The organism is Aeromicrobium sp. SORGH_AS_0981 (assembly GCF_031453195.1).
Lineage (GTDB): Bacteria > Actinomycetota > Actinomycetes > Propionibacteriales > Nocardioidaceae > Aeromicrobium.
The window spans coordinates 3,039,632-3,059,849 of sequence record NZ_JAVIZD010000001.1; the positions used below are offsets into that span (position 1 = coordinate 3,039,632).

The 20,218-nt window shown below is 73.2% G+C and carries 21 protein-coding genes; 6 read left to right on the plus strand and 15 right to left on the minus strand.

All coding sequences use genetic code 11. The features are described 5' to 3' along the window. Positions 1–37 precede the first annotated feature (37 nt). The 4 genes from infB to rimP form a co-directional block, all read right to left on the minus strand. Positions 38–2,821: a translation initiation factor IF-2 gene (infB, locus tag QE370_RS15045; RefSeq protein WP_309634850.1), complete on the minus strand. Its 2,784-nt coding sequence runs from the start codon at positions 2,819–2,821 to the stop codon at positions 38–40. A gap of 154 nt (positions 2,822–2,975) precedes the next feature. Next, a complete protein-coding gene (locus QE370_RS15050; RefSeq protein ID WP_309634851.1) occupies positions 2,976–3,263 on the minus strand; it encodes a YlxR family protein in 288 nt (95 codons plus the stop codon). Next, positions 3,260–4,363, minus strand: coding sequence for a transcription termination factor NusA (gene nusA / locus QE370_RS15055; RefSeq protein ID WP_309634852.1), 1,104 nt, complete (start codon positions 4,361–4,363; stop codon positions 3,260–3,262). Before nusA ends, QE370_RS15050 begins: the two co-directional genes overlap by 4 nt. Then, positions 4,363–4,926, minus strand: a complete 564-nt coding sequence (gene rimP, locus QE370_RS15060; RefSeq protein WP_253024824.1) for a ribosome maturation factor RimP — start codon at positions 4,924–4,926, stop codon at positions 4,363–4,365. Before rimP ends, nusA begins: the two co-directional genes overlap by 1 nt. A gap of 102 nt (positions 4,927–5,028) precedes the next feature. Here rimP and QE370_RS15065 point away from each other — a divergent pair, with 102 nt between their 5' ends. Together QE370_RS15065 and QE370_RS15070 are read left to right on the plus strand one after the other, a co-directional pair. Further along, entirely contained in the window at positions 5,029–5,493 is a 465-nt protein-coding gene (locus tag QE370_RS15065) for a hypothetical protein (protein WP_309634853.1), read from the plus strand. Position 5,494: 1 nt separating this feature from the next. Further along, positions 5,495–5,908 carry a DUF4439 domain-containing protein gene (locus QE370_RS15070; protein ID WP_253024828.1) on the plus strand — a complete coding sequence of 138 codons (414 nt, stop codon included), beginning with the start codon at positions 5,495–5,497 and terminating at the stop codon, positions 5,906–5,908. Positions 5,909–5,932: 24 nt separating this feature from the next. Here QE370_RS15070 and QE370_RS15075 read toward each other — a convergent pair whose 3' ends face one another. Together QE370_RS15075 and QE370_RS15080 are read right to left on the minus strand one after the other, a co-directional pair. Beyond that, complete coding sequence (locus QE370_RS15075) at positions 5,933–7,678, minus strand: proline--tRNA ligase (RefSeq protein WP_253024873.1); 1,746 nt, start codon at positions 7,676–7,678, stop codon at positions 5,933–5,935. Positions 7,679–7,693: 15 nt separating this feature from the next. Beyond that, positions 7,694–8,062 carry a DoxX family protein gene (locus QE370_RS15080; protein WP_253024830.1) on the minus strand — a complete coding sequence of 123 codons (369 nt, stop codon included), beginning with the start codon at positions 8,060–8,062 and terminating at the stop codon, positions 7,694–7,696. A 22-nt stretch (positions 8,063–8,084) separates the two neighbouring features. Between QE370_RS15080 and QE370_RS15085 the strand changes: the two genes are divergently transcribed. Beyond that, positions 8,085–8,315, plus strand: a complete 231-nt coding sequence (locus QE370_RS15085; protein ID WP_309634854.1) for a hypothetical protein — start codon at positions 8,085–8,087, stop codon at positions 8,313–8,315. Positions 8,316–8,328: 13 nt separating this feature from the next. On the opposite strand, the gene QE370_RS15090 is transcribed toward QE370_RS15085, so the two are convergent. From QE370_RS15090 to QE370_RS15115, 6 genes are all read right to left on the minus strand, one after another. Then, positions 8,329–9,219, minus strand: a complete 891-nt coding sequence (locus QE370_RS15090; protein ID WP_253024834.1) for a GNAT family N-acetyltransferase — start codon at positions 9,217–9,219, stop codon at positions 8,329–8,331. Between the two features lie 106 nt (positions 9,220–9,325). Then, the gene (gene ispG / locus QE370_RS15095) at positions 9,326–10,459 is read right to left on the minus strand and encodes a flavodoxin-dependent (E)-4-hydroxy-3-methylbut-2-enyl-diphosphate synthase (protein WP_309635269.1); all 1,134 of its coding nucleotides are present in this window, start codon (positions 10,457–10,459) and stop codon (positions 9,326–9,328) included. A 29-nt stretch (positions 10,460–10,488) separates the two neighbouring features. Further along, a complete protein-coding gene (locus QE370_RS15100) occupies positions 10,489–11,799 on the minus strand; it encodes a site-2 protease family protein (protein ID WP_253024836.1) in 1,311 nt (436 codons plus the stop codon). Then, positions 11,796–13,028, minus strand: a complete 1,233-nt coding sequence (dxr, locus tag QE370_RS15105; RefSeq protein ID WP_309634855.1) for a 1-deoxy-D-xylulose-5-phosphate reductoisomerase — start codon at positions 13,026–13,028, stop codon at positions 11,796–11,798. Before dxr ends, QE370_RS15100 begins: the two co-directional genes overlap by 4 nt. A gap of 66 nt (positions 13,029–13,094) precedes the next feature. After that, positions 13,095–13,901 carry an ABC transporter permease gene (locus tag QE370_RS15110; protein WP_253024840.1) on the minus strand — a complete coding sequence of 269 codons (807 nt, stop codon included), beginning with the start codon at positions 13,899–13,901 and terminating at the stop codon, positions 13,095–13,097. Then, the gene (locus tag QE370_RS15115; protein WP_253024842.1) at positions 13,898–14,809 is read right to left on the minus strand and encodes an ABC transporter ATP-binding protein; all 912 of its coding nucleotides are present in this window, start codon (positions 14,807–14,809) and stop codon (positions 13,898–13,900) included. Before QE370_RS15115 ends, QE370_RS15110 begins: the two co-directional genes overlap by 4 nt. 131 nt (positions 14,810–14,940) lie before the next feature. Here QE370_RS15115 and QE370_RS15120 point away from each other — a divergent pair, with 131 nt between their 5' ends. The 3 genes from QE370_RS15120 to QE370_RS15130 are packed head-to-tail and all read left to right on the plus strand — an operon-like array spanning position 14,941 to position 17,792. Then, positions 14,941–16,092, plus strand: a complete 1,152-nt coding sequence (locus QE370_RS15120; RefSeq protein WP_253024843.1) for a sensor histidine kinase — start codon at positions 14,941–14,943, stop codon at positions 16,090–16,092. Continuing rightward, on the plus strand, positions 16,089–16,754 hold the full coding sequence (locus QE370_RS15125; protein WP_253024845.1) for a response regulator transcription factor: 666 nt from the start codon (positions 16,089–16,091) through the stop codon (positions 16,752–16,754). Before QE370_RS15120 ends, QE370_RS15125 begins: the two co-directional genes overlap by 4 nt. A 57-nt stretch (positions 16,755–16,811) precedes the next feature. Continuing rightward, positions 16,812–17,792, plus strand: coding sequence for an SDR family NAD(P)-dependent oxidoreductase (locus QE370_RS15130; RefSeq protein WP_309634856.1), 981 nt, complete (start codon positions 16,812–16,814; stop codon positions 17,790–17,792). Here the strand turns inward: QE370_RS15130 and QE370_RS15135 are convergent. The 3 genes from QE370_RS15135 to QE370_RS15145 are packed head-to-tail and all read right to left on the minus strand — an operon-like array spanning position 17,789 to position 20,212. After that, positions 17,789–18,229, minus strand: a complete 441-nt coding sequence (locus QE370_RS15135; protein ID WP_253024849.1) for an AMP-binding protein — start codon at positions 18,227–18,229, stop codon at positions 17,789–17,791. The genes QE370_RS15130 and QE370_RS15135 overlap by 4 nt on opposite strands. Further along, positions 18,229–18,960, minus strand: a complete 732-nt coding sequence (locus QE370_RS15140; protein WP_309634857.1) for an enoyl-CoA hydratase — start codon at positions 18,958–18,960, stop codon at positions 18,229–18,231. Before QE370_RS15140 ends, QE370_RS15135 begins: the two co-directional genes overlap by 1 nt. 28 nt (positions 18,961–18,988) lie before the next feature. After that, on the minus strand, positions 18,989–20,212 hold the full coding sequence (locus tag QE370_RS15145) for a DUF222 domain-containing protein (RefSeq protein WP_309634858.1): 1,224 nt from the start codon (positions 20,210–20,212) through the stop codon (positions 18,989–18,991). Between the last annotated feature and the right edge of the window lie 6 nt (positions 20,213–20,218).

The window sequence follows — 20,218 nt, forward strand, 5'->3', positions numbered from 1 at the left end:
CCCAGGATCGCTCCCGGGCCCGCGGCGGACTGCTGACTCAGCTACGCGGCTTCTCGCGCAGCTCGAACATCTCGACGACGTCGCCGATCTTGATGTCGCCGTACCCCTTGAGGACGAGACCGCACTCGAAGCCCTCGCGGACCTCGGACACGTCGTCCTTCTCGCGGCGCAGGCTCGCGAGCTCGAGGTTGTCGGCCGCGACCGAGCCGTCGCGGAGCAGACGCGCCTTGGCGTTGCGCCGCAGCGTGCCGCTCGTGACCATGCAGCCGGCGATGTTGCCGATCTTCGACGAGCGGAAGATGTCGCGGATCTCCGCCGTGCCGAGCTGGTGCTCCTCGAACTCCGGCTTGAGCATGCCCTTGAGGGCCGCCTCGATCTCGTCGATCGCCTGGTAGATGACCGAGTAGTACTTGATCTCGACACCCTCGCGGTCGGCCAGCTCCGTCGCCTTGCCCTGCGGGCGGACGTTGAAGCCGATGATGACCGCGTTGGAGGCCGCCGCCAGGTTGACGTCGGTCTCGGTGATCGCACCCACGCCACGGTCGATGACCCGCAGGTTGACCTCCTCGCCCACGTCGATCTGGGCCAGCGAGTCCTCGAGCGCCTCGACCGAGCCGGAGCCGTCACCCTTGAGGATGAGCAGCAGCTCGTCGGTCTCGCCCTTCTCCATCGAGGACATGAAGTCCTCGAGGGTCCGGCGACCCGTGCGCTTGGCCAGCGCGGCGTTGCGCTCGCGAGCCTCACGCTTCTCGGCGATCTGGCGCGCGATCCGGTCGTCGTCGACGACCATGAAGTTGTCGCCGGCGCCGGGCACGGCCGTCAGGCCGAGCACCAGGGCGGGACGCGACGGCGGCGCCTCGCTGATGTTCTCGCCGTACTCGTCGAGCATGGCGCGCACGCGGCCGAAGGCCGAGCCCGCCACGAGCGTGTCGCCCACCCGCAGCGTGCCGCGCTGGACCAGCACCGTGGCGACCGGGCCGCGACCGCGGTCCAGGTGCGCCTCGATGGCGAGGCCCTCGGCGTTCTGCTCCGGGTTGGCGCGCAGGTCCAGCGACGCGTCGGCCGTCAGGATGACCGCCTCGAGGAGGTCGTCCAGACCGGTGCCCGCCTTGGCGGAGACGTCGACGAACATCGAGTCGCCGCCGTACTCCTCGGGGACGAGGCCGTACTCGGTGAGCTGGCCACGTGCCTTGGTCGGGTCGGCGTCGGGCTTGTCGACCTTGTTGACCGCGACGACGATCGGCACGCCGGCCGCCTTCGCGTGGTTGAGCGCCTCGACCGTCTGCGGCATGACGCCGTCGTCGGCCGCGACCACGAGGATCGCGATGTCGGTCGCCTGCGCACCACGGGCACGCATGGCGGTGAACGCCTCGTGGCCCGGGGTGTCGATGAAGGTGATGGCCCGCTCGTTGCCGTCGACCTCCGTCGTCACCTGGTAGGCGCCGATGGTCTGCGTGATGCCACCGGCCTCCTTGGCGACCACGTTGCTGTTGCGCAGCGCGTCGAGCAGCTTCGTCTTTCCGTGGTCGACGTGACCCATGACGGTCACGACCGGCGGACGTGCCGCGAGGTCGGAGTCGTCGCCGGTGTCCTCGCCGAACTCCAGGGAGAACGACTCGAGCAGCTCACGGTCCTCGTCCTCGGGCGAGACGACCTGGACGTCGTAGTTCAGCTCCTCGCCGAGCAGCTGCAGCGTCTCGTCGTTGACGGACTGCGTGGCGGTGACCATCTCGCCCAGGTGGAACAGCACCTGCACGAGCGACGCCGCGTCGACGCCGATCTTCTCGGCGAAGTCGGTCAGCGAGGCACCGCGTGCCAGACGGACGGTCTGGCCGTCGCCCTTGCGGACGCGGACGCCGCCGATGGCGGGCGCCTGCATCTGGTCGAACTCCTGCCGCTTCGCGCGCTTGCTCTTGCGACCGCGACGGGCGGGACCGCCGGGGCGACCGAAGGCGCCCTGCGTGCCACCACGACCGCCGGGACGGTTGCCGCCGGGACGGCCACCGGGGCCGCCGAAGCCGCCTCCGCCGCCCGGGGCGCCGCCACCGGGACGACCGGCGAAGCCGCCGCCACCGCCGGGACGTCCGCCGCCGGCGCCACCGCCGGGACGAGCACCGCCGGGACGGCCACCGGGACCACCACGGCCGGGTCCGGGACGCGCGTTGGCGAGGCCGGACTGCTTGGGCATCATCGCCGGGTTGGGACGCGGCATGCCGGGACGGCCGCCGGGCGCGGGGGCCGCGGTACCGGCGCCGCCCGCGCCACCCTCACGGGCGGCCGGCGGACGCGGAGCGCGCTCCTGCTGCATCCCCTGGCGCGAGGAGTACGGGTTGTTGCCGGGGCGCGCGCCACCGGGGCGCGGACCCGGACGGGGGCCGGGAGCCGGCTTGGGTCCGGGCGGGGCGGCCGGGGCGGACGCCGCGGCGGCCGGCGCCTCGGGCTCGGCCGGACGACGCGGGCCGGGACGCGGACCGGGGGTCGGCGTGGCCTTGGGCGCGGCGGGGCCGGGCTTCGGGGCCGTGGACGCGGGGGTGGGTGCGCTGGGCGCCTGCGGCGCGGCGGGGGCCTGCGGCGCAGCCGGGGCGGGTGCCTCGGCGGCCGGTGCCTTGGGGGCAGGCGCGGGGGCGGCCTTCTTGGCACCCTTCTTCGCACCCTTGGCGAGCAGCGCGTCGCCGTGCTCCTCCTTGAGGCGGCGGACGACCGGCGCCTCGACGGTGGACGACGCGGACTTCACGTACTCACCCATGTCCTTCAACGTGGACAGGATGTCCTTGCTCTGGACTCCGAGCTCTCGTGCGAGCTCGTGGACTCTGACAGCCACTGTTCTCCTTCGTGGGGGCCCGCACCCCGAAGGAGGTGAGGACCCTAGTTGACGTGCAGGCTCATCGGAACGTTCTCATCGAGAGCTCATGAGCGGTTGCTCCGTTTTCGGGTCGTGGGGCCCGTGGCCCCGTGGATGGGTTGGTGCGCGCTGGTCAGTCCCGCGGACCGGCCACGCCGTCGAGCAGGGTCAGGTCGAGCGGTCCCTCCACGCGGAGGGCCCGGCCGAACGCCCGTCGACGTCGTGCCAGCTCCAGGCACCGAGGGTCGGGGTGCAGGTGCGCCCCTCGCCCCGGCATCGTCCGCCGCGGGTCGGGGGTCACGGTGGTACCCGCCTCCCCCGGCGTCGCGACGAGCCGGACCAGAGCGGTCACGTCGTCGCGCGACCGGCATCCGATGCACGTGCGAGTGACCGTGGTCGAGTCTACCCCGTCCGTGGTCACGACCTGCGCTCGGGCCGCGCGCCGTCGCCGTCCTGCGGCACCTCGGTGTCGGAGCGGATGTCGATGCGCCAGCCGGTGAGCTTGGCGGCCAGGCGGGCGTTCTGCCCCTCCTTGCCGATGGCGAGCGAGAGCTGGAAGTCGGGCACGACCACGCGAGCCGCGCGGGTCTGCTCGTCGACCATCGTCACCTTCTTGACCCGCGAGGGCGAGAGCGCGTGCCCGATGAACTCCAGCGGGTCGTCGCTGTGGTCGACGATGTCGATCTTCTCGCCGTGCAGCTCGTGCATCACGTTGCGCACGCGCTGGCCCATCGGCCCGATGCAGGCGCCCTTGGCGTTGACGCCGGGCTTCGTGGCACGCACGGCGATCTTGGTGCGGTGGCCGGCCTCCCGCGCCACGGCCATGATCTCGACCGAGCCGTCGGCGATCTCCGGGACCTCGAGGGCGAAGAGCAGCCGCACGAGGTTGGGGTGGGTGCGCGAGACCTTGACCCGCGGGCCACGCATGCCCTTCTCGACCTCGTACACGTAGGCCTTGATGCGCTCGCCGTGCGCGTACTTCTCCTCGGCGACCCGCTCGGCCGACGGCAGCAGCGCCTCGACGCGACCCAGGTCGATCATGACGTCGCCGGGACGGCTGCCCTGCTGGATGACGCCGGAGACGATGTCGCCGACCTTGCCGGAGAACTCGCCGAACTTCTGCTCGTCCTCCGCCTGGCGCAGGCGCTGCATGATCAGCTGGCGCGCGACGGTGGCGGCGAAGCGGCCGAAGTCCTCCGGCGTGTCGTCGAACTCCTCCGAGAACCGCGGCGCCGGCGGCGCGGCGGGCGGCTGCGCCTCGTCGGTCGCCTCGTCGGTCTCGGTCTCGGTCTCGTTCTCGTCCGGCTCGGCGGGAGCGACCGGCTCCGGGGCGAGCCGCTCCTTGGCCCAGACCGTCACGCGTCCGGTCTGGCGGTCCAGCACGACCCGCGCGTGCGGGTGGGAGTACGGCGTCTTCTGGTAGGCCGACAGCAGCGCTGTCTCGATGGCCTCCACGACGACGTCGAGGGAGATGTCCTTCTCCCGCTCGAGGGCGCGCAGCGCGCTCATGTCGATGTCCATCAGGCGTCCTTCTCACGGTGGTGGTCGGGGCGGTCGGCGCGCGGTGCGGAGCCGCGGCCCTTGGCCGACGGCTTCTGCTGCTTGGGCCGCCCGGTGGTGGGCGCCTTGGGGGCGCCGAGCTCGGGGGTGACGAGGGCGCGCGCGACGTCGGCGTAGGCCAGCCGTCGCTGCTGACCCTTCACGGTGACCTCGACGCCGGTGTCGTCGCTGCCGACGACCCGGCCGGTGACGGCCGGACCGTCGTGCAGCGTCACGGCGACGAGCCGGCCGACGTTGCGCCGCCAGTGCCGGGGCTCGGTCAGCGGACGGTCGAGCCCGCGGGACGTGACCTCGAGCGTGTAGGGCTGCTCCCCCATGGCCGTGCCGTCGTCGAGCGCGGCGGAGACGACGCGGGTGGCCTCGGTGATCAGGTCGAGCGGGACGCCGCCGTCGGCGTCGACCGCGATCCTCAGGAAGCGCCGGGTACCGGAGCGGGAGAGCTCGACCGCCTCGAGGTCGAGTCCGAGGGCGGCGAGGGGTCCGGCGACCTCGTCCCTCACGGTGTCGGCCTGCGGGTCCGCCATGTCGTGCAGCCTCCTGTGTTCTGTTGTCGGCACGTCCGGTGCGCGGTGCCGCTGGGCGACCACGCGACCCTCACTCTAGCGGGCACCCATTAGCCTGACGGGATGGTCAGCCGTCGCGTCGTCGTGGGAGGCGGGGTCGCCGTCGTGGCGGCCGGCGCGGGCCTGCACGTCGCGGGCCGCGACGACGACGTGCTGCGTGCGCTCGGGGCGCGACCGCGCCCGATGCCGGACCCCGCGGACACCCGTCTGCTGGAGCGCGCCGCGGCCGACCAGGTCGCGCTCGCCGCGTCGGTCGGCCGCCTCGAGGGTGTCCGCACCGACGACCTCGTCACGGTGCTGAGGACCCAGCTCGACGGGCTCGGCGGCGCGGCGGACGTCGACGCCTCGCCCTCGACGACGTCGTCCGACGTCGCCACCGTCGTGGCCGACCTCAACCGGACCGCCAGCCGACGCCAGGCCGACGCGCTCGCAGCGGTCTCGCCCGACCTGGCCAGGGTGCTGGCGTCGCTCGCGGCCGGGCAGGCGCAGGTCGCCCGCACGCTGGGCCGCCGGGCGGGAGGTGCGTGACGTGGGTGACCCGTCCCCCGTCGGCCCCCTGCAGCGCCGCCTCGCGCTCGAGCACGAGGCCGTCTGGCTGACCTCGCTCAGCGCGGGCAGGTTCCCCGCGCTCGACGACGCCGCGCGCGCGGCACTCCGTCGCCACGAGCGTGCACGCGACGTGCTCGTCGCGCGGGTGGCGGCAGCCGGGGCGACGCCCGTGGGCCCGCAGGCGGCGTACGGCGTGCCTCCCCGCTCCGTCGACCAGGCCCGTCAGCGGCTCGCCGACGTGGCCGAGCGGATGTGCCGCGCCATCGTGCCGCTCGTGGCGCTCGGGAGCGCCGACGACCGTCGCGAGGCCGTCCGGTCGCTGCGGGCCTCGGCGCTGGAGGCGACGAGCTGGGGCGCCGGCCCCAGCGCCTTCCCCGGACTCGACCGAGGCTGAGCCCCAGGGTCAGCGGCAGGGTGGTCAGCGGCAGACGCCGCGGACCTCGGTGATGACGTCGGCGAGGGGCACGTCACGTCGCGTGCCGCTGGCGCGGTCCTTGACCTCCAGCAGCCCGTCGGCCAGCCCCTTGCCCACGACGACGGTCGTCGGCATGCCGAGCAGCTCCGCGTCCTTGAACTTGACGCCGGGCGACACCTTCGGACGGTCGTCGTAGAGCACGTCGAGGCCGGCGGCCTCGAGCTCGGCGACGAGCCGGTCGGCCGCCTCGAACAGCTCGGGCTGCTTCCCGGCGACCACGACGTGGACGTCGAAGGGCGCGAGCTCGCGCGGCCAGACGATGCCGAGCTCGTCGTGCGAGCTCTCGACGACGGCGGCCACGGCACGCGAGATGCCGACGCCGTAGGAGCCCATCGTGACGGTGACGAGCTTGCCGTTCTCGTCGAGCACCTTGAGGTCGAGCGCCTCGGCGTACTTGCGGCCGAGCTGGAAGATGTGCCCCATCTCGATGCCGCGGGCGAGCTCGAGCGGACCCGATCCGTCGGGCGCGGGGTCGCCCGCACGCACCTCGGCCGCCTCGATCGTGCCGTCGGCGGTGAAGTCGCGGCCGGCCACCAGGTCGATCACGTGCGAGCCGGCCACGTTCGCCCCGGTGACCCAGCGCGTGCCCTCGACGACGCGGGGGTCGACGAGGTAGCGGATGCCGGTCTCGGACTCCTCCCCCAGCACGCCGGGGCCGATGTAGCCCTTCTTGAGGGCCGGGTGGGCGGCGAAGTCCTCCTCCGTGAAGGGCTCGACGTCGGCCGGCGCGACCTGCGTCTCGAGCCGCTTGGGGTCGACCTCGCGGTCGCCGGGCACGCCGATCGCGAGCGGCTCGCGGGAGCCGTCGGGGTGGCGCAGCACGACGAGGACGTTCTTCAGCGTGTCGGCCCCGGTCCAGGGACGGTCCTCGCGCGGGAACCGCTCGTTGAGGTGCGCGACGAGCGTGTCGATCGTCGGGGTGTCGGGCGTCTGCTCGGCGTGCGCGGCCGGCAGCCCGTCGTAGGGCTGGGGGTCGGGCGCCACCGTGACCACGGCCTCGACGTTGGCCGCGTAGCCGCCGGGCGAGCGGACGAAGGTGTCCTCGCCGATCTCGGCGACGGCGAGGAACTCCTCGCTGGCCGAGCCGCCCATGGCGCCGGAGTCGGCCTGCACGACGACGTAGTCGAGACCGAGCCGGTCGAAGATGCGCACGTAGGCCTCGCGGTGCGCCTGGTAGCTGCGCTCGAGGCCCTCGTCGGTCACGTCGAAGGAGTAGGAGTCCTTCATGACGAACTCGCGGCCGCGCAGGATGCCGGCGCGGGGCCGCGCCTCGTCGCGGTACTTCGTCTGGATCTGGTACAGGTTCAGCGGCAGGTCCTTGTAGGAGCCGTAGAGGTCCTTCACCAGGAGCGCGAACATCTCCTCGTGCGTGGGGCCGAGCAGCATGTCGTTGCCGCGACGGTCGTGCAGGCGGAACAGGTTGGGGCCGTACTCGGTCCAGCGGTTCGTCGCCTCGTAGGGCTCGCGCGGCAGCAGCGCGGGGAAGCGCACCTCCTGCGACCCGATCCCGTCCATCTCCTCGCGGACGATCTCCTCGACCTTGGCCAGCACCTTGAGCCCGAGCGGAAGCCAGGAGTAGATGCCCGGCGCGACGCGCCGCACGTAGCCGGCCCGGACGAGCAGCTTGTGGCTCGGGACCTCCGCGTCCGCCGGGTCGTCGCGGAGGGTTCGCAGGAACAGCTGGGACATGCGCATGCGCCGACCCTATCGAGCGCCGCGCGAGGCCTTGAGGGCCGTGCGCACCAGCGGCACCTGCAGCGGCAGCCGGCCGACGACCCCGGCCTTCAGCACGGGCGAGGCGCGACGGCTGCGCAGCACGTCGGCCGTCATCTGCAGGTTGGCCGGGAAGACCCCGACGAGGAGTCCGGCGGCGGCCAGCCCCCCGGCGCGTCGCGTGCGGGGGTGCGCGAGCAGCGCCGCGCAGGCCACCTCCACGACCCCCGAGGCGTGCACGAGCTCGCGCCGACGCGGGAGGGCACGCGGCACCATCTGCTCGAAGGGCTCGGGCTTCACGAAGTGCGCGACCCCGGCGACGGCGAGCAGGGCGGCCAGGGCCTTCACGTCACGATCCATGTCCGCACCCTAGGTGACCGCGGTGGTGGCACGATGGGACGTCTCGATCCCGCACCTTCGCGGGCAACCTCGGCGTCGGGTCCTCACCGACGTCGAGGACCCGACGCACGTGACGGCGTTCGAGCGCTGGGAGAGCCTCGAGCACGACGCCGCCTACCGCACCTGGCGGGCCGGCGACGGCAGGCGACCCGCCCTGGCGGCACTGCTGGCCGCTCCCCCCGTGCTCACGCACTGGGACACCCCGGGCGACTGACGACGCGGGCGGGCTACAGCAGGATCGACGCGAACGTGTCGACCTGGCGCAGGCCGACACGGGCGTAGGTGGCCCGGGCGGCCGTGTTGAAGTCGTTGACGTAGAGCGTGACGTCGGACGCGACGTCACGCTGCACCAGCCGCACGACGCCGGCGAGTGCTGGTGCCGCGATGCCTCGACCACGGTGGTCGGGGTGCACCCAGACGCCCTGCAGCTGGCAGACGCCGTCGGCGGCGGCGCCGACCTCCGTCTTGAAGAGCACCTCGCCGTCCTCGATGATCGCGAACGCCCAGCCCCGGGCGACGAGCTGCGCCACCCGGGCCCGGTAGCCCGCGCCGCCTCCCGCCTCGGGGTCGATGCCGACCTCCTCGCGGAACATCGCCACGGACGCCGGGTACAGCACGTCGACCTCGTCGATCATGACGCGGCGCAGCCGCGGGTCCGGCGCGACCGCCGGCTCGTCGTCGATGGCGAGGAACGGCTGGTCGGCCCGTACCGACCGCGCGGGACCCCAGTCCTGCTCGAGCCTCGACCACAGCCGCATGACGGCGGCCTGGCGGCCGACCAGCGACGCGCTGCGTCGCATGCCGGGAGCGACACCGGTGAGGAGCAGCTGGCGCGCGAAGCCGTCCACGGCGTCGGCGTCGGCCTCCACGGGCACCAGGTTGGCGCCGCAGTGGCAGGCGGCGACGAGCCGGCCGTCGCGGAAGCAGCCGAGCATCGTGCCGCCGAGCATGAGGCTGCGCAGACCGGTCTCGGCGACGCGGTGGCGCACGAAGAGGTTCGCGCGCTCGTCGCGGGCCATCAGCGCCTCGAGCTCGACGCGGTCGTCGGGTCCGAGCAGCCGGATCTGCTGGTCACGGCGCCCGGTGGCGTCGGACGCGACCGGCACCAGCTCGATCATCGTGTGCTCCTCGCTCCGCAGGCCGCTCGCCCGGCTGCGGACAGCCTAGGCCAGCGGGCCGGCCATCGCCCCTCGACGAGCGCGACCTGGGACGGACGGCGGACGTTCAGCCCGAGACCGTCACCGAGGCGGTCGCGCCGTCCTCGGGCTCCATGTCCTGGGCGATGCGCAGGGCCTCCTCGATCAGCGTCTCGACGATCTTGCTCTCGGGCACGGTCTTGATGACCTCGCCCTTGACGAAGATCTGGCCCTTGCCGTTGCCCGACGCGACGCCGAGGTCGGCCTCCCGTGCCTCGCCGGGACCGTTGACGACGCAGCCCATGACGGCGACGCGCAGCGGCACCTCGAGACCGTCGAGACCGGCGGTCACCTGCTCGGCGAGCGTGTAGACGTCGACCTGGGCGCGCCCGCACGACGGGCAGGACACGATCTCGAGCTTGCGCGGTCGCAGGTTGAGCGACTGGAGGATCTGGATGCCCACCTTGACCTCCTCGACCGGCGGGGCGGACAGCGAGACGCGGATGGTGTCGCCGATGCCCTTGCCGAGGAGGTAGCCGAACGCCGTGGCGCTCTTGATGGTGCCCTGGAACGCCGGTCCGGCCTCGGTGACGCCGAGGTGGAGCGGCCAGTCGCCGCGCTCGGCGAGCATCTCGTAGGCCTGGGCCATGATGACGGGGTCGTTGTGCTTGACCGAGATCTTGAAGTCGTGGAAGTCGTGCTCCTCGAACAGCGACGCCTCCCACACGGCCGACTCGACGAGCGCCTCCGGCGTGGCCTTGCCGTACTTCTCGAGCAGGCGCTTGTCGAGCGAGCCCGCGTTGACGCCGATGCGCAGCGAGACGCCGGCGTCCTTCGCGGCCCGGGCGATCGCACCGACCTGGTCGTCGAACTTGCGGATGTTGCCCGGGTTCACGCGCACGGCCGCGCAGCCGGCGTCGATCGCGGCGAACACGTACTTCGGCTGGAAGTGGATGTCGGCGATGACGGGGATCTGGCTCTTGCGGGCGATGTCGGGCAGCGCGTCGGCGTCGTCCTGGCTGGGGCACGCGACGCGCACGATGTCGCAGCCGGCCGCGGTGAGCTCGGCGATCTGCTGGAGCGTGGTGTTCACGTCGGACGTCAGCGTCGTGGTCATGGACTGCACCGAGACGGGCGCGTCGCCACCCACGTCGACCGTGCCGACCTTGATCTTGCGGCTCGTGCGTCGCGGGCTGAGGACCGGCGGCGGCGCCTCGGGCATCCCGAGCGAGACCGGGACGGACCCGGCGCTCACGAGATGCTCACCGGGTTCACGATGTCGGCGTAGATCAGGATGACGCTCATGACCATCAGGATGCCACCCACCACGTAGGCGACGGGCAGCATCCTCGCCACGTCGACGTATCCGGGGTCCGGGCGACGGCGCAGACGCGCCCATCCCCGACGCACGGCCTCCCACAGCGCTCCGGCGATGTGGCCCCCGTCGAGGGGCAGCAGCGGGATGAAGTTGAACAGCGCGAGGAACAGGTTCAGCGAGGCGAGCAGGGCCAGCAGCCGCTGGGCGCGCTCCGCCCAGCTGGGCTCGTCGACCGTGACGAGCTCGCCGGCGACCCGGCTGGCGCCGACCACGCTGATCGGGCCGTCGGCGGGTCGCTCCGCGCCGAACGCCGCCTTGGTGACCTCGACCATGCGCACCGGCAGGTGGGCGATGGCGCTGGCGGTGGCCGCGACCTGCTCACCCATGACGTCGACGACGGCGCCCGGTCCCTGGCGCTGCATGGTCTCAGTCGGCGTGACGCCGAGGAAGCCGACCTTCTCGGTGCGCTGCGGGTCGTCGAGCGAGGTGCGCGCGAGCACGGCGGTCGGGACGTCGGCGGACACCTCGCGACCGTCGCGGTCGACGACGAGGCGGGCCTCGCGGTCGCCGTTGGCGCGGATCAGGCCCGACAGCTGCTCCCACGACGTGATCCGCTCGCCGTTGAACGACACGAACCGGTCGCCCGGCTGCAGGCCGGCCTGCTTGGCCGGGGTCACGGGGTCGGCGTCGGTGCAGGCGCGACCCGCCTCCGCGTCGGTGATGGCGCAGTCGGAGACCGCCTGGACGGTCGTCGTCGGGGTGAGTGCGCCGAAGCCCATGAGGACGACCGCGAACAGCACGACGGCGATGGCGACGTTGACGAGCGGGCCGCCGGCCATCACGATCAGCTTCTGCCACCAGGGCTTGCGGTAGAAGAGGCGGTCGAGGTCGTCGTCCTCGATCAGCTCGTGCTCCGCGTGGCGCGCGTCGCTCACGAGCTGGGTGAAGAGACCGGTGCTGGTCGCGCGGACCTCGTGCGGGTCGGCCGCGACGCCGTCGCGCCGCTCGGGCGGCAGCATCCCGACGAGCTTGACGTAGCCGCCGAGCGGGATCGACTTGATGCCGTACTCGGTCTCGCCCCTCTTGACCGACCAGATCGTGGTGCCGAAGCCGACGAAGTACTGGGTGACCTTGATGCCGAACCTCTTCGCCGGGACCATGTGGCCGAGCTCGTGCAGGGCGATCGACGCGATGACGCCCAGCACGAAGACGACGACGCCGAGCGTGTAGATCAGCGCGGTCACGCGCGGGCTCCGCCGGTTGCACCCATGGACGCTTCCTCCACCAGGGCCCTCGCCCGCTCGCGGGCCAGGGTGTCGGCCTCGAGCACGCGCTCGAGGGTCAGGTCGGCGTGGGCGGCGTCCGGGTCGCGCAGGTGCTCGTCGAGGACCGCGCCCACCGTGTCCACGATGCCAAGGAACCCCAAGTCGCCGCTGACGAACGCGTCGACGCACACCTCGTTGGCCGCGTTGAGGACGGCTGGGGCCGTGCGGCCGAACGACCCGGCGCGCCGGGCCAGAGACACGGCGGGGAACGCGGTCTCGTCGAGCGGGAAGAACTCCCAGGAGGTCGGCGTGGTCCAGTCGCAGCCGCGCGCCGAGCCCGGCACGCGCTCGGGCCACGCGAGGCCCAGCGCGATCGGCAGCCGCATGTCCGGGGGCGAGGCCTGCACCATCGTCGAGCCGTCGACGTACTCGACCATGGAGTGGACGACCGACGACGGGTGCACGACCACGTCGATGCGGTCGAAGTCGATGCCGAACAGCAGGTGCGCCTCGATCACCTCCAGGCCCTTGTTGACGAGCGTCGCGGAGTTGATGGTGATCACCGGACCCATGTCCCACGTCGGGTGCGCCATCGCCTGCTCGGGCGTCACGTCGGCGAGCTCGGCGCGGCTGCGTCCGCGGAACGGGCCGCCGCTGGCGGTCACGAGGAGCCGCTGCACGTCCTCGACGCGCTCGCCGCGCAGCGCCTGGGCGATCGCGGAGTGCTCGGAGTCGACGGGCACGAGCTGGCCGGGGCGCACCCGCGACGTGACGAGCTCGCCGCCGATGATCAGCGACTCCTTGTTCGCCAGGGCGAGGGTCGTGCCGGTGTCGAGCGCCGCGAGCGTCGACTCGAGGCCGACCGCACCGGTCATGCCGTTGAGCACGACGTCGACGTCGGTGCGTGCGACCTCGGTGGCGGCGTCGGGACCGGCGAGCAGGCGGGGTACTCGATGGTCACCCTCGGACCAGCCACGCCGCTTCGCCTCGGCGTAGAGGGCGAGCTGCACGTCCTGCGCCGACGTGGCGCGCGCGACGGCGACCACCTCGACCTCGTGCCGGATGGCCTGGGCGGCGAGCAGGGCCGGGTCGGACCCGCCGGCCGCGAGCGCGACGACGTCGAACCGCTCGGGCGCGGCCTCGACCACCTCCAGGGCCTGGGTGCCGATGGAGCCGGTGGAACCGAGAATGGCGACACGCTTGCGCATGTCGCCATTCTCCCTCACCGGCACCGGGTGTCCCGCCCGGGCGCCGGAGGTCTCACCGCTCCGGGGTCACTTCACCTCGGAGCGCAGCAGCCGGTAGATGCCGAAGCCGAGCGGCAGCACCAGCCAGATCGTGCCGGCGGTCGCGATGCGCGCCCACTCCTCGCCGGTCGGGTCGAAGTCGCCGGTGAACAGCGGCACGAGGGCCGTGTTCAGCTCGATCCACGGGGCGAGGTCGCCGAACCACTCGACGAGCCCGCCCACGATGCCGACGACGATCGGCAGCACCAGGGTGTAGACGAAGTAGCCGACGATGGCGGCCGCCGTGTTCATCAGCAGCATGGCGATGGCGAACCCGATGAGCACGCCGATCAGGTTGCTCACCGCGAAGTTGAACACCTCGTGGCCGGTGATCGACCACGACACGTCGACGCCGCGGACGCTCGACGCGAGGAACGTGCCGACCGCCGCGAGCACGGCCGACAGCAGCATCACGCCGACGGAGATGATGAGTCCGGCCAGGAGCTTCGCGGCCACCACGCGGGGGCGGCGAGGCTCGAGCGTGAACGTGACGAGCCCGGTGCGCTGGCCCCACTCGGAGGTGACCAGCATGATCGCGATGATGGGCAGGAAGTACCCGAGCGTGCCGCCCATGGCCTGGATGAAGAACGGGAAGTCCTGGAACTCGCCCCCGTCGGTGACGAGGAACGCGATGACGAGCATGACCACGGCGCAGAGGCCGAGGATCGAGATGCTCAGCCACCGGCCGGCGCGCGTGTCGAAGGCCTTGCGGACCTCCACGCCCACGAGACGGGTGAGAGGGATGCCCGGACGGTCGGTGTCGATGCTGACCGCGGGTGCGGTGGTGGTGCTCATGCCTGGGCTCCTTCGGTGGGGACGGCGTCGCGCTGGGTGGTGGCGGTGAGCTGGAGGAACATCTCCTCCAGGCCGGCGCCGTCGGCCTGGCGCAGCTCGACGAGGACGACGCCCGCGGCGGCAGCGGCCTTGCCGACGACCTCGGGGGCGGCCTCGGTGGTGAGGCCCTCGCCGCTCGGCGTGACGGTGATGCCGGCGCCGGTGAGCGCCTGCTCGAGGGCGCGGGGCTCGAGGCCGCGCACGTAGGTGCCGGCCGCCTGCAGCAGCTCCTCCTTCGTGCCCTGGGCGACGATCTTCCCGTTGCCGATGACGATCAGCTCGTCGGCGATGATCTGCACCTCGTGCAGCAGGTGCGACGACAGGAGCACCGTGCCGCCGCGGTCGGCGTACTCACGGAGCAGGCCCCGCATCCAGTGGATGCCCGCCGGGTCGAGACCGTTGGCGGGCTCGTCGAGCATGAGGATCTTCGGGTCGCCGAGGAGTGCGTGCGCGATGCCGAGCCGCTGACGCATGCCGAGCGAATAGTTCCGGACGCGGCGGCGCGACTCCTTGTCGGACAGGCTGACGAGCGCGAGCATCTCGTCCACGCGGCTCGCGGGCAGCCCCATGGTGCGCGCGCCGATCGTGAGGATCTCGCGGCCCGTGCGGCCGGCGTGCTGGGCCGAGGCGTCGAGGAGGACGCCGACCTGCGTGCCAGGGTTGGGGATGTCGCGGTAGTCCACGCCGCCGACGGTGGCCGCACCCTTCGAGGGGGGCGTCAGTCCGGCGATGATGCGCATCGTCGTCGACTTGCCGGCACCGTTCGGCCCGAGGAAGCCGGTCACCGCGCCCGGACGGCAGGTGAAGCTGACGTCGTCGACGGCCGTGAAGCCGGCGTACGCCTTCGTGAGGTTCTGGACCTGGATCATGGTCCCACTCTCGCGGACGACGCCCCGGGGACGCATCCGTCGCGCAGCCATGATCGTCGCGCCGAAAGTATGAGACGTCCCGGTCCGTCGGTCGTGGTCCGGCGCCCACCGCGCTGGGTAGCGTGTCGTCGGTGACCGGCACCGCTCCCCCGCTGACCTGGTGGGGACACACGTGGCGGTTGCTGCTCGTCCTCGCCGTCACCGCGCTCACATGGGTGCCGCTCGGGCTCTGGCAGCTGCGGCACGCGCCGCTGTGGTTCGCCCTCGACCTGGCGACGGGTGTGGCGTGCACCGTGGTCGCGATGGTCTGGCGTCGCCGGTTCCCCGTCACGGTCGCGCTGGTGACGAACGTCGTGAGCATCGGGTCGTTCAGCTCCGGCGGCGCAGCCTGCCTGGCGCTGGTCTCCCTCGCCACGCGCCGACGCTGGCGCGAGCTCGTGCCGGTGACCCTCGTGTGCCTGCTGACCATCCCGTTCGTGGTCGTCGTCAACCCGCTGCCCGGTGAGGACCCCCGCGTCGACGCCGCGGTCGTGGTCGTGGTCATCGGCCTCCTGGTCGCGGTGGGCCTCTACGTGGGGTCACGCCGTGAGCTCCTCGCGACCCTGCGCTCACGGGCGGAGAGCGCGGAGGCCGAGCAGGCGGCCAAGGTCGCGCAGGCCCGCAGCGCGGAGCGCACCCGCATCGCCCGCGAGATGCACGACGTGCTCGCCCACCGGATCTCCCTTGTCACCATGCATGCGGGCGCCCTCGCCTACCGGCAGGACCTCGGGCGGGAGCAGGTGCACGAGACCGCGCTCACCATCCAGGAGACCGCTCACCAGGCGATGACCGAGCTGCGCGGCGTGCTCGGCGTGCTGCGCGAGGGCCCGGGTGACGCCGTGCCGGAGCTGCCGCAGCCGGCGGCGCGCGACGTCGTCGAGCTGGTCGAGGAGTCGCGGGCGGCCGGGATGCGTGTGGAGCTGCAGCTGCGGGGCGACCTCGACGACGTCTCGGGGACCGCCGGACGCACCGTCTACCGGGTCGTGCAGGAGGGACTGACCAACGCGCGCAAGCACGCGGCCGGCACGCCGGTGGAGGTGGCGGTCGACGTCGGCGCGCAGACCGTCGAGGTGCGGGTCACGAACCCCCTCCCGCTCGGCACGCCGACCGCCCCGCTGCCCGGGTCGGGCCTGGGGCTCGTCGGGCTGCGGGAGCGGGTCGAGCTGGCGCGGGGCAGCTTGTCGCACCGCGTGTCGGCCGACCGGCGCTACGTCCTGGAGGCGCGGATACCGTGGGCCGCGTGACATCCGGCCGCCCCACCCGCCTCCTCCTCGTCGACGACGACGCGCTGGTGCGGGCCGGGCTCTCGCTGATGCTGGGCGGCGCCGACGACCTCGAGGTCGTGGCCGAGGCGTCCGACGGGCGCGAGGCGCTCGCCGCCGTGCGCTCCCACGACGTCGACGTGGTGCTGATGGACCTGCGCATGCCGGTCATGGACGGCATCGAGGCGACGGCCGCCATCACCGCGCTGCCGTCGCCACCGCACGTCCTCGTGCTGACCACCTTCGACGCCGACGACTACGTCGTGCGGGCGCTCGCCGCGGGCGCCCACGGGTTCCTGCTCAAGGACACCCCGCCCGCGCAGATCGTGGAGGCCATCAGCACCGTCCTGAGCGGTGAGCCGGCGCTCTCCCCGGCCATCACCCGCCGGCTCATCGCCCAGGTGACCGACGGCTCGGGCGGCAGCCGCGAGGCCGACGCGGCACGGCGCGTGGCGTCGTTGACCGACCGCGAGCGCGACGTGGCCCTCGCCATCGGGCGCGGCGCCTCGAACGCGGAGATCGCCGCCGAGCTGCACCTGAGCCTCGCGACGGTCAAGGCCCACATCTCGCACCTGTTCACGAAGCTGGACGCGGTCAACCGCGTGCAGGTGGCCATCACGATGCACGAGGCCGGGCTCCTGTAGCGGACGCCACCGCCGCTCGACGTGCCCGCGGCCACGCGGCTGCCTAGCGTGGGGTGCATGCCCTCGACGTTCGCGAACCTCGCCGACACCGTCCTCGACAAGACGGTCCTGCCCGGCTACTCCAGCATCGGACCGGCGCTGCGACGACGCTGGTGGCCCGCCGACCCGGAGCCGGACGCCCTCCGCGGGCGGCACGTCGTGGTGACGGGTGCGAGCGGTGGCCTGGGCGCTGCGGCGGCCACCGGCATCGCCGCCCTGGGCGCGACGGTGCACCTCGTGGGTCGCAAGGCCGACCGGCTGGCCGACGCGGCCCGCGAGATCCGGGGCAGCGTGCCGGCCGCGGACCTGCGCGAGGAGGTCTGCGACGTCAGCGACCTGGACGACGTCCGGCGCTACGCGCAGTGGCTCGCATCGGACCTCGGAGCGCTGCACGCGATCGTCCACGACGCGGGCGTGATGCCGAAGGAGCGCACGGAGTCGGCGCAGGGCCACGAGCTGACGCTGGCCACCCACGTGCTGGGCCCGCTGCTGCTGACCGAGCTGCTCCGCCCGCTGCTGGAGGCGGCGGACGACGGCCGCGTCGTGTGGGTGTCGTCCGGGGGCATGTACACGGCACCGCTCACGGCGGCGCTCGTCGACGACCTGCAGTACCGCGACGGCGACTACGACGGCGTCCGCGCCTACGCGCGCACGAAGCGGCTGCAGGTGGTGATGGCCGAGCTGCTCGCCGAGCGCCACCCGCACCTGGCGAGCCACGCGATGCACCCGGGCTGGGCGGAGACCCCGGGGATCACCGACTCGTTGCCGGGCTTCGCGAAGGTCGTCGCACCAGTGCTGCGCACGGCCGAGCAGGGTGCGGACACCATGGTGTGGCTCGTGGCCACGCCGACGTCGGTGACCGGACCCGACGGATTCTGGTGCGACCGGCGTCGCCGCTCGCCCCGCTACCTGCCCTGGTCGAAGGACGACCCCGCCCTGCGCCGCCGCGCGTGGGACCGCGTGGCGGCGTGGGCCGGTCTGGAGCCTGAGGGCTCCTAGCCGACGGGTCGGCGCGCGAGCAGCGGCTCGACGACGTCGGCCGCGTGCGCCAGCACGGCGTCGCGGAAGCCGTCGGCGTCGCCCGCGAGCGCGGTGGCAGCGTCGCCGGAGCCGGCCTGGCGGACGAGGTCGAGCGGGTGGACACCCTCGGCGGAGCGCACCTCGGGGCCGTCGTCGCCGTCGACCACGACGACCGTGCCGTCGGGCGCCGGGACGGCACCGATGCGGATGCACGCGCACACCGCGACGACCCTGTCGTCGCCGGCGACCTGCACGCCAACCTCGTCGCCGGGCTGCACGCCGAGCATCCGCAGGCCGGAGCCGAGGAACGACGAGCGCTCCAGCAGCCGCGCGAACGTGAGCGTCGACGTGGCCGGGTCGTCCGCGCCCCCGCCGATGACGTGCCGGTCGAGCAGGTCGAACCCGAGGCTCGCCATCAACGCCCCCGGAAGACGGGCTTGCGCTTCTCGGTCCGCGCGGTGGCCGCCTCGCGCACGTCCTCGCTGGCCCAGACGTCGCGGAATCCCTGCTCGATGGTGGCGTCGTCGTCGAGGCCGTTGAGGACGCGCTTGTTGTAGGCGAGGGTGAGCGGCGCGAGCGTGGCGATCTCGTGGGCCCAGGCGAGGGCGTCGTCGAGCGTGCCCGCCTTGTCGACGAGTCCGTGGCCGAGCGCCTCGTCGCGGTCCACGAGCTCTCCGGCCAGCATCATGCGCCGGGCGGGCCCGGTGCCGGACAGCGCGGCGAGCGTGCGGATGGTCCACGCGTCGACGGCCATGCCGTTGCGGGCGGTGGGCACGCCGAACTTCGCCCGCTCGTCGGCGACCCGCAGGTCGCAGGCGATGGCCAGCTGGGTGCCGGCGCCGATGGCGGGGCCGTTCACGGCGGCGACGATCGGGACGGGCAGCCGAGTGAGGCCGTGCAGCATACCGTACAGCGCCTCGAGGAACTCGTCCCCGTAGACGCCGCCGAGGTCGGCCCCGGAGCAGAACGCGGTCCCCTGGCCCGTGATGACGATGGCCCGCGCTCCCCCGTTCGCGGGCCCGTCGCCGACCGCGTCGCGCGCGGCCTCGTCGATCGCGCGGCACAGGTCGAGGTTGAGGGCGTTGCGGCGCTCCTCGCGCTGCAGCTCCAGGACGACGACGTCGCCGTCGCGGCTCACTCCGAGCATGGGTCTCCTCCGTCGGGTCGGACGCGGGTCAGCGTACTGGGGGCTCTCCGCGGTCGACGAGCAGCCGGGCGATGCGGTGCTCGACGTCGGACCCGACGTCGGGCGACGGGCCGTGGGTGGCGGGTTCGGCGTCGACGGTGCGGCCGGAGGGCAGGATCCAGCGCAGGGTGCGGTGGCTCTTCATGGCGTGGTGTCGGCGGTGCAGTGCCCAGAGGTTGGAGCCTCGGGTGGGTCCGCGAGGGTGCGGGACCTGATGGTCGAGGTCGCAGTCGCGGGCGGGTCTCAGGCAGCCGGGGGCCTGGCAGACGCCGTCGCGGAAGCTGATGGCCGTGGCGAGGACGTCGGGCGCGAACCGGCCCACGTACTCGTGGGCGAGGACGTCGCGGGTGATGGGGTCGACGAGGAGGCGGTGAAAGAACGTGTCGTCGGGGTCGAGGTGCTCGAGCACCCACTCGGCGGGCACCGTCCAGGTGCCGTCGTCGGAGACGGCGGGTCCGGGCTCGGCGCCGGCGAGGACGTCGGCGTCGATGACGACGCCGATGTCGGTGCGGGCGCGGCCGGTGGTGGGGGTGTCCTCGGCGAGGAGGAGGTCGACGAAGGCGTCGGCGCGGACCTGGCCGCGGGTGCGGTCGTCGCCGTCGGGGCGTGGGGTGCGGCGCAGGCGGGCGTCGATGGCGGCGGCCTGGTGGGAGGGGATGAAGGCGTTGACCCAGGCCATGGCGTCGTCGACGTGGGTGACCTGCACGTCGCGCTGGCGGCGGGCGGCCTCGGCGCGCTGGGCGGCCTCCTCGGCCTCGACGCGGGCGACGAACCGCTTCAGCCAGGCCCGCAGCTCGGCCACCGTGTGGGTCGCCGCGTACCCGACGACCGACTCGTCGAGGCGTCGGTGGGACGACTCGTGCACCAGCAGCAGAGCCGCCGACGACACCTCGCGGGCTCGCGCCCAGTCGAGACGACCGTCGCGGAAGGCCAGCCAGGTGTACGGCGTGCGTTCGCGGAGCCGGTCGGCCGCCGCGAGCCGGGTGGTGACCTGTCCCTCGGACAGCCCGACGGCCTGGCCGATCTCCAGCGCGATCGCCGACCGCTCGACGAGCCGCACCATCGGCGACTCGATGCCGGCAGTGCGGACCAGCTCGGCGTCACGGAACCGGAGCATGTCGACGATCTCGGACGCCTCGGCACGCGCGCGCTCCCGCGCGCGGGCGGTCAGCGCGTCGAGCGCCTCCGCGTTGCCGTTGCCGTTCCCGTCCATGGTTCC

Bases quoted from the DNA above. Each gene is read 5' to 3' on its own strand.
- QE370_RS15075 (WP_253024873.1), bottom strand. From the start codon at position 7,678: ATGTCCCAGCTGTTCCTGCGAACCCTCCGCGACGACCCGGCGGACGCG.
- QE370_RS15135 (WP_253024849.1), bottom strand. From the start codon at position 18,229: ATGGCGAGCCTCGGGTTCGACCTGCTCGACCGGCACGTCATCGGCGGG.
- ispG (WP_309635269.1), bottom strand. From the start codon at position 10,459: ATGCCCGAGGCGCCGCCGCCGGTCCTCAGCCCGCGACGCACGAGCCGC.
- rimP (WP_253024824.1), bottom strand. From the start codon at position 4,926: ATGGCGGACCCGCAGGCCGACACCGTGAGGGACGAGGTCGCCGGACCC.
- QE370_RS15080 (WP_253024830.1), bottom strand. From the start codon at position 8,062: ATGGATCGTGACGTGAAGGCCCTGGCCGCCCTGCTCGCCGTCGCCGGG.
- QE370_RS15145 (WP_309634858.1), bottom strand. From the start codon at position 20,212: ATGGACGGGAACGGCAACGGCAACGCGGAGGCGCTCGACGCGCTGACC.
- QE370_RS15130 (WP_309634856.1), top strand. From the start codon at position 16,812: ATGCCCTCGACGTTCGCGAACCTCGCCGACACCGTCCTCGACAAGACG.
- nusA (WP_309634852.1), bottom strand. From the start codon at position 4,363: ATGGACATCGACATGAGCGCGCTGCGCGCCCTCGAGCGGGAGAAGGAC.
- QE370_RS15110 (WP_253024840.1), bottom strand. From the start codon at position 13,901: ATGAGCACCACCACCGCACCCGCGGTCAGCATCGACACCGACCGTCCG.
- QE370_RS15090 (WP_253024834.1), bottom strand. From the start codon at position 9,219: ATGATCGAGCTGGTGCCGGTCGCGTCCGACGCCACCGGGCGCCGTGAC.
- QE370_RS15140 (WP_309634857.1), bottom strand. From the start codon at position 18,960: ATGCTCGGAGTGAGCCGCGACGGCGACGTCGTCGTCCTGGAGCTGCAG.
- QE370_RS15115 (WP_253024842.1), bottom strand. From the start codon at position 14,809: ATGATCCAGGTCCAGAACCTCACGAAGGCGTACGCCGGCTTCACGGCC.
- QE370_RS15065 (WP_309634853.1), top strand. From the start codon at position 5,029: ATGGTCAGCCGTCGCGTCGTCGTGGGAGGCGGGGTCGCCGTCGTGGCG.
- dxr (WP_309634855.1), bottom strand. From the start codon at position 13,028: ATGCGCAAGCGTGTCGCCATTCTCGGTTCCACCGGCTCCATCGGCACC.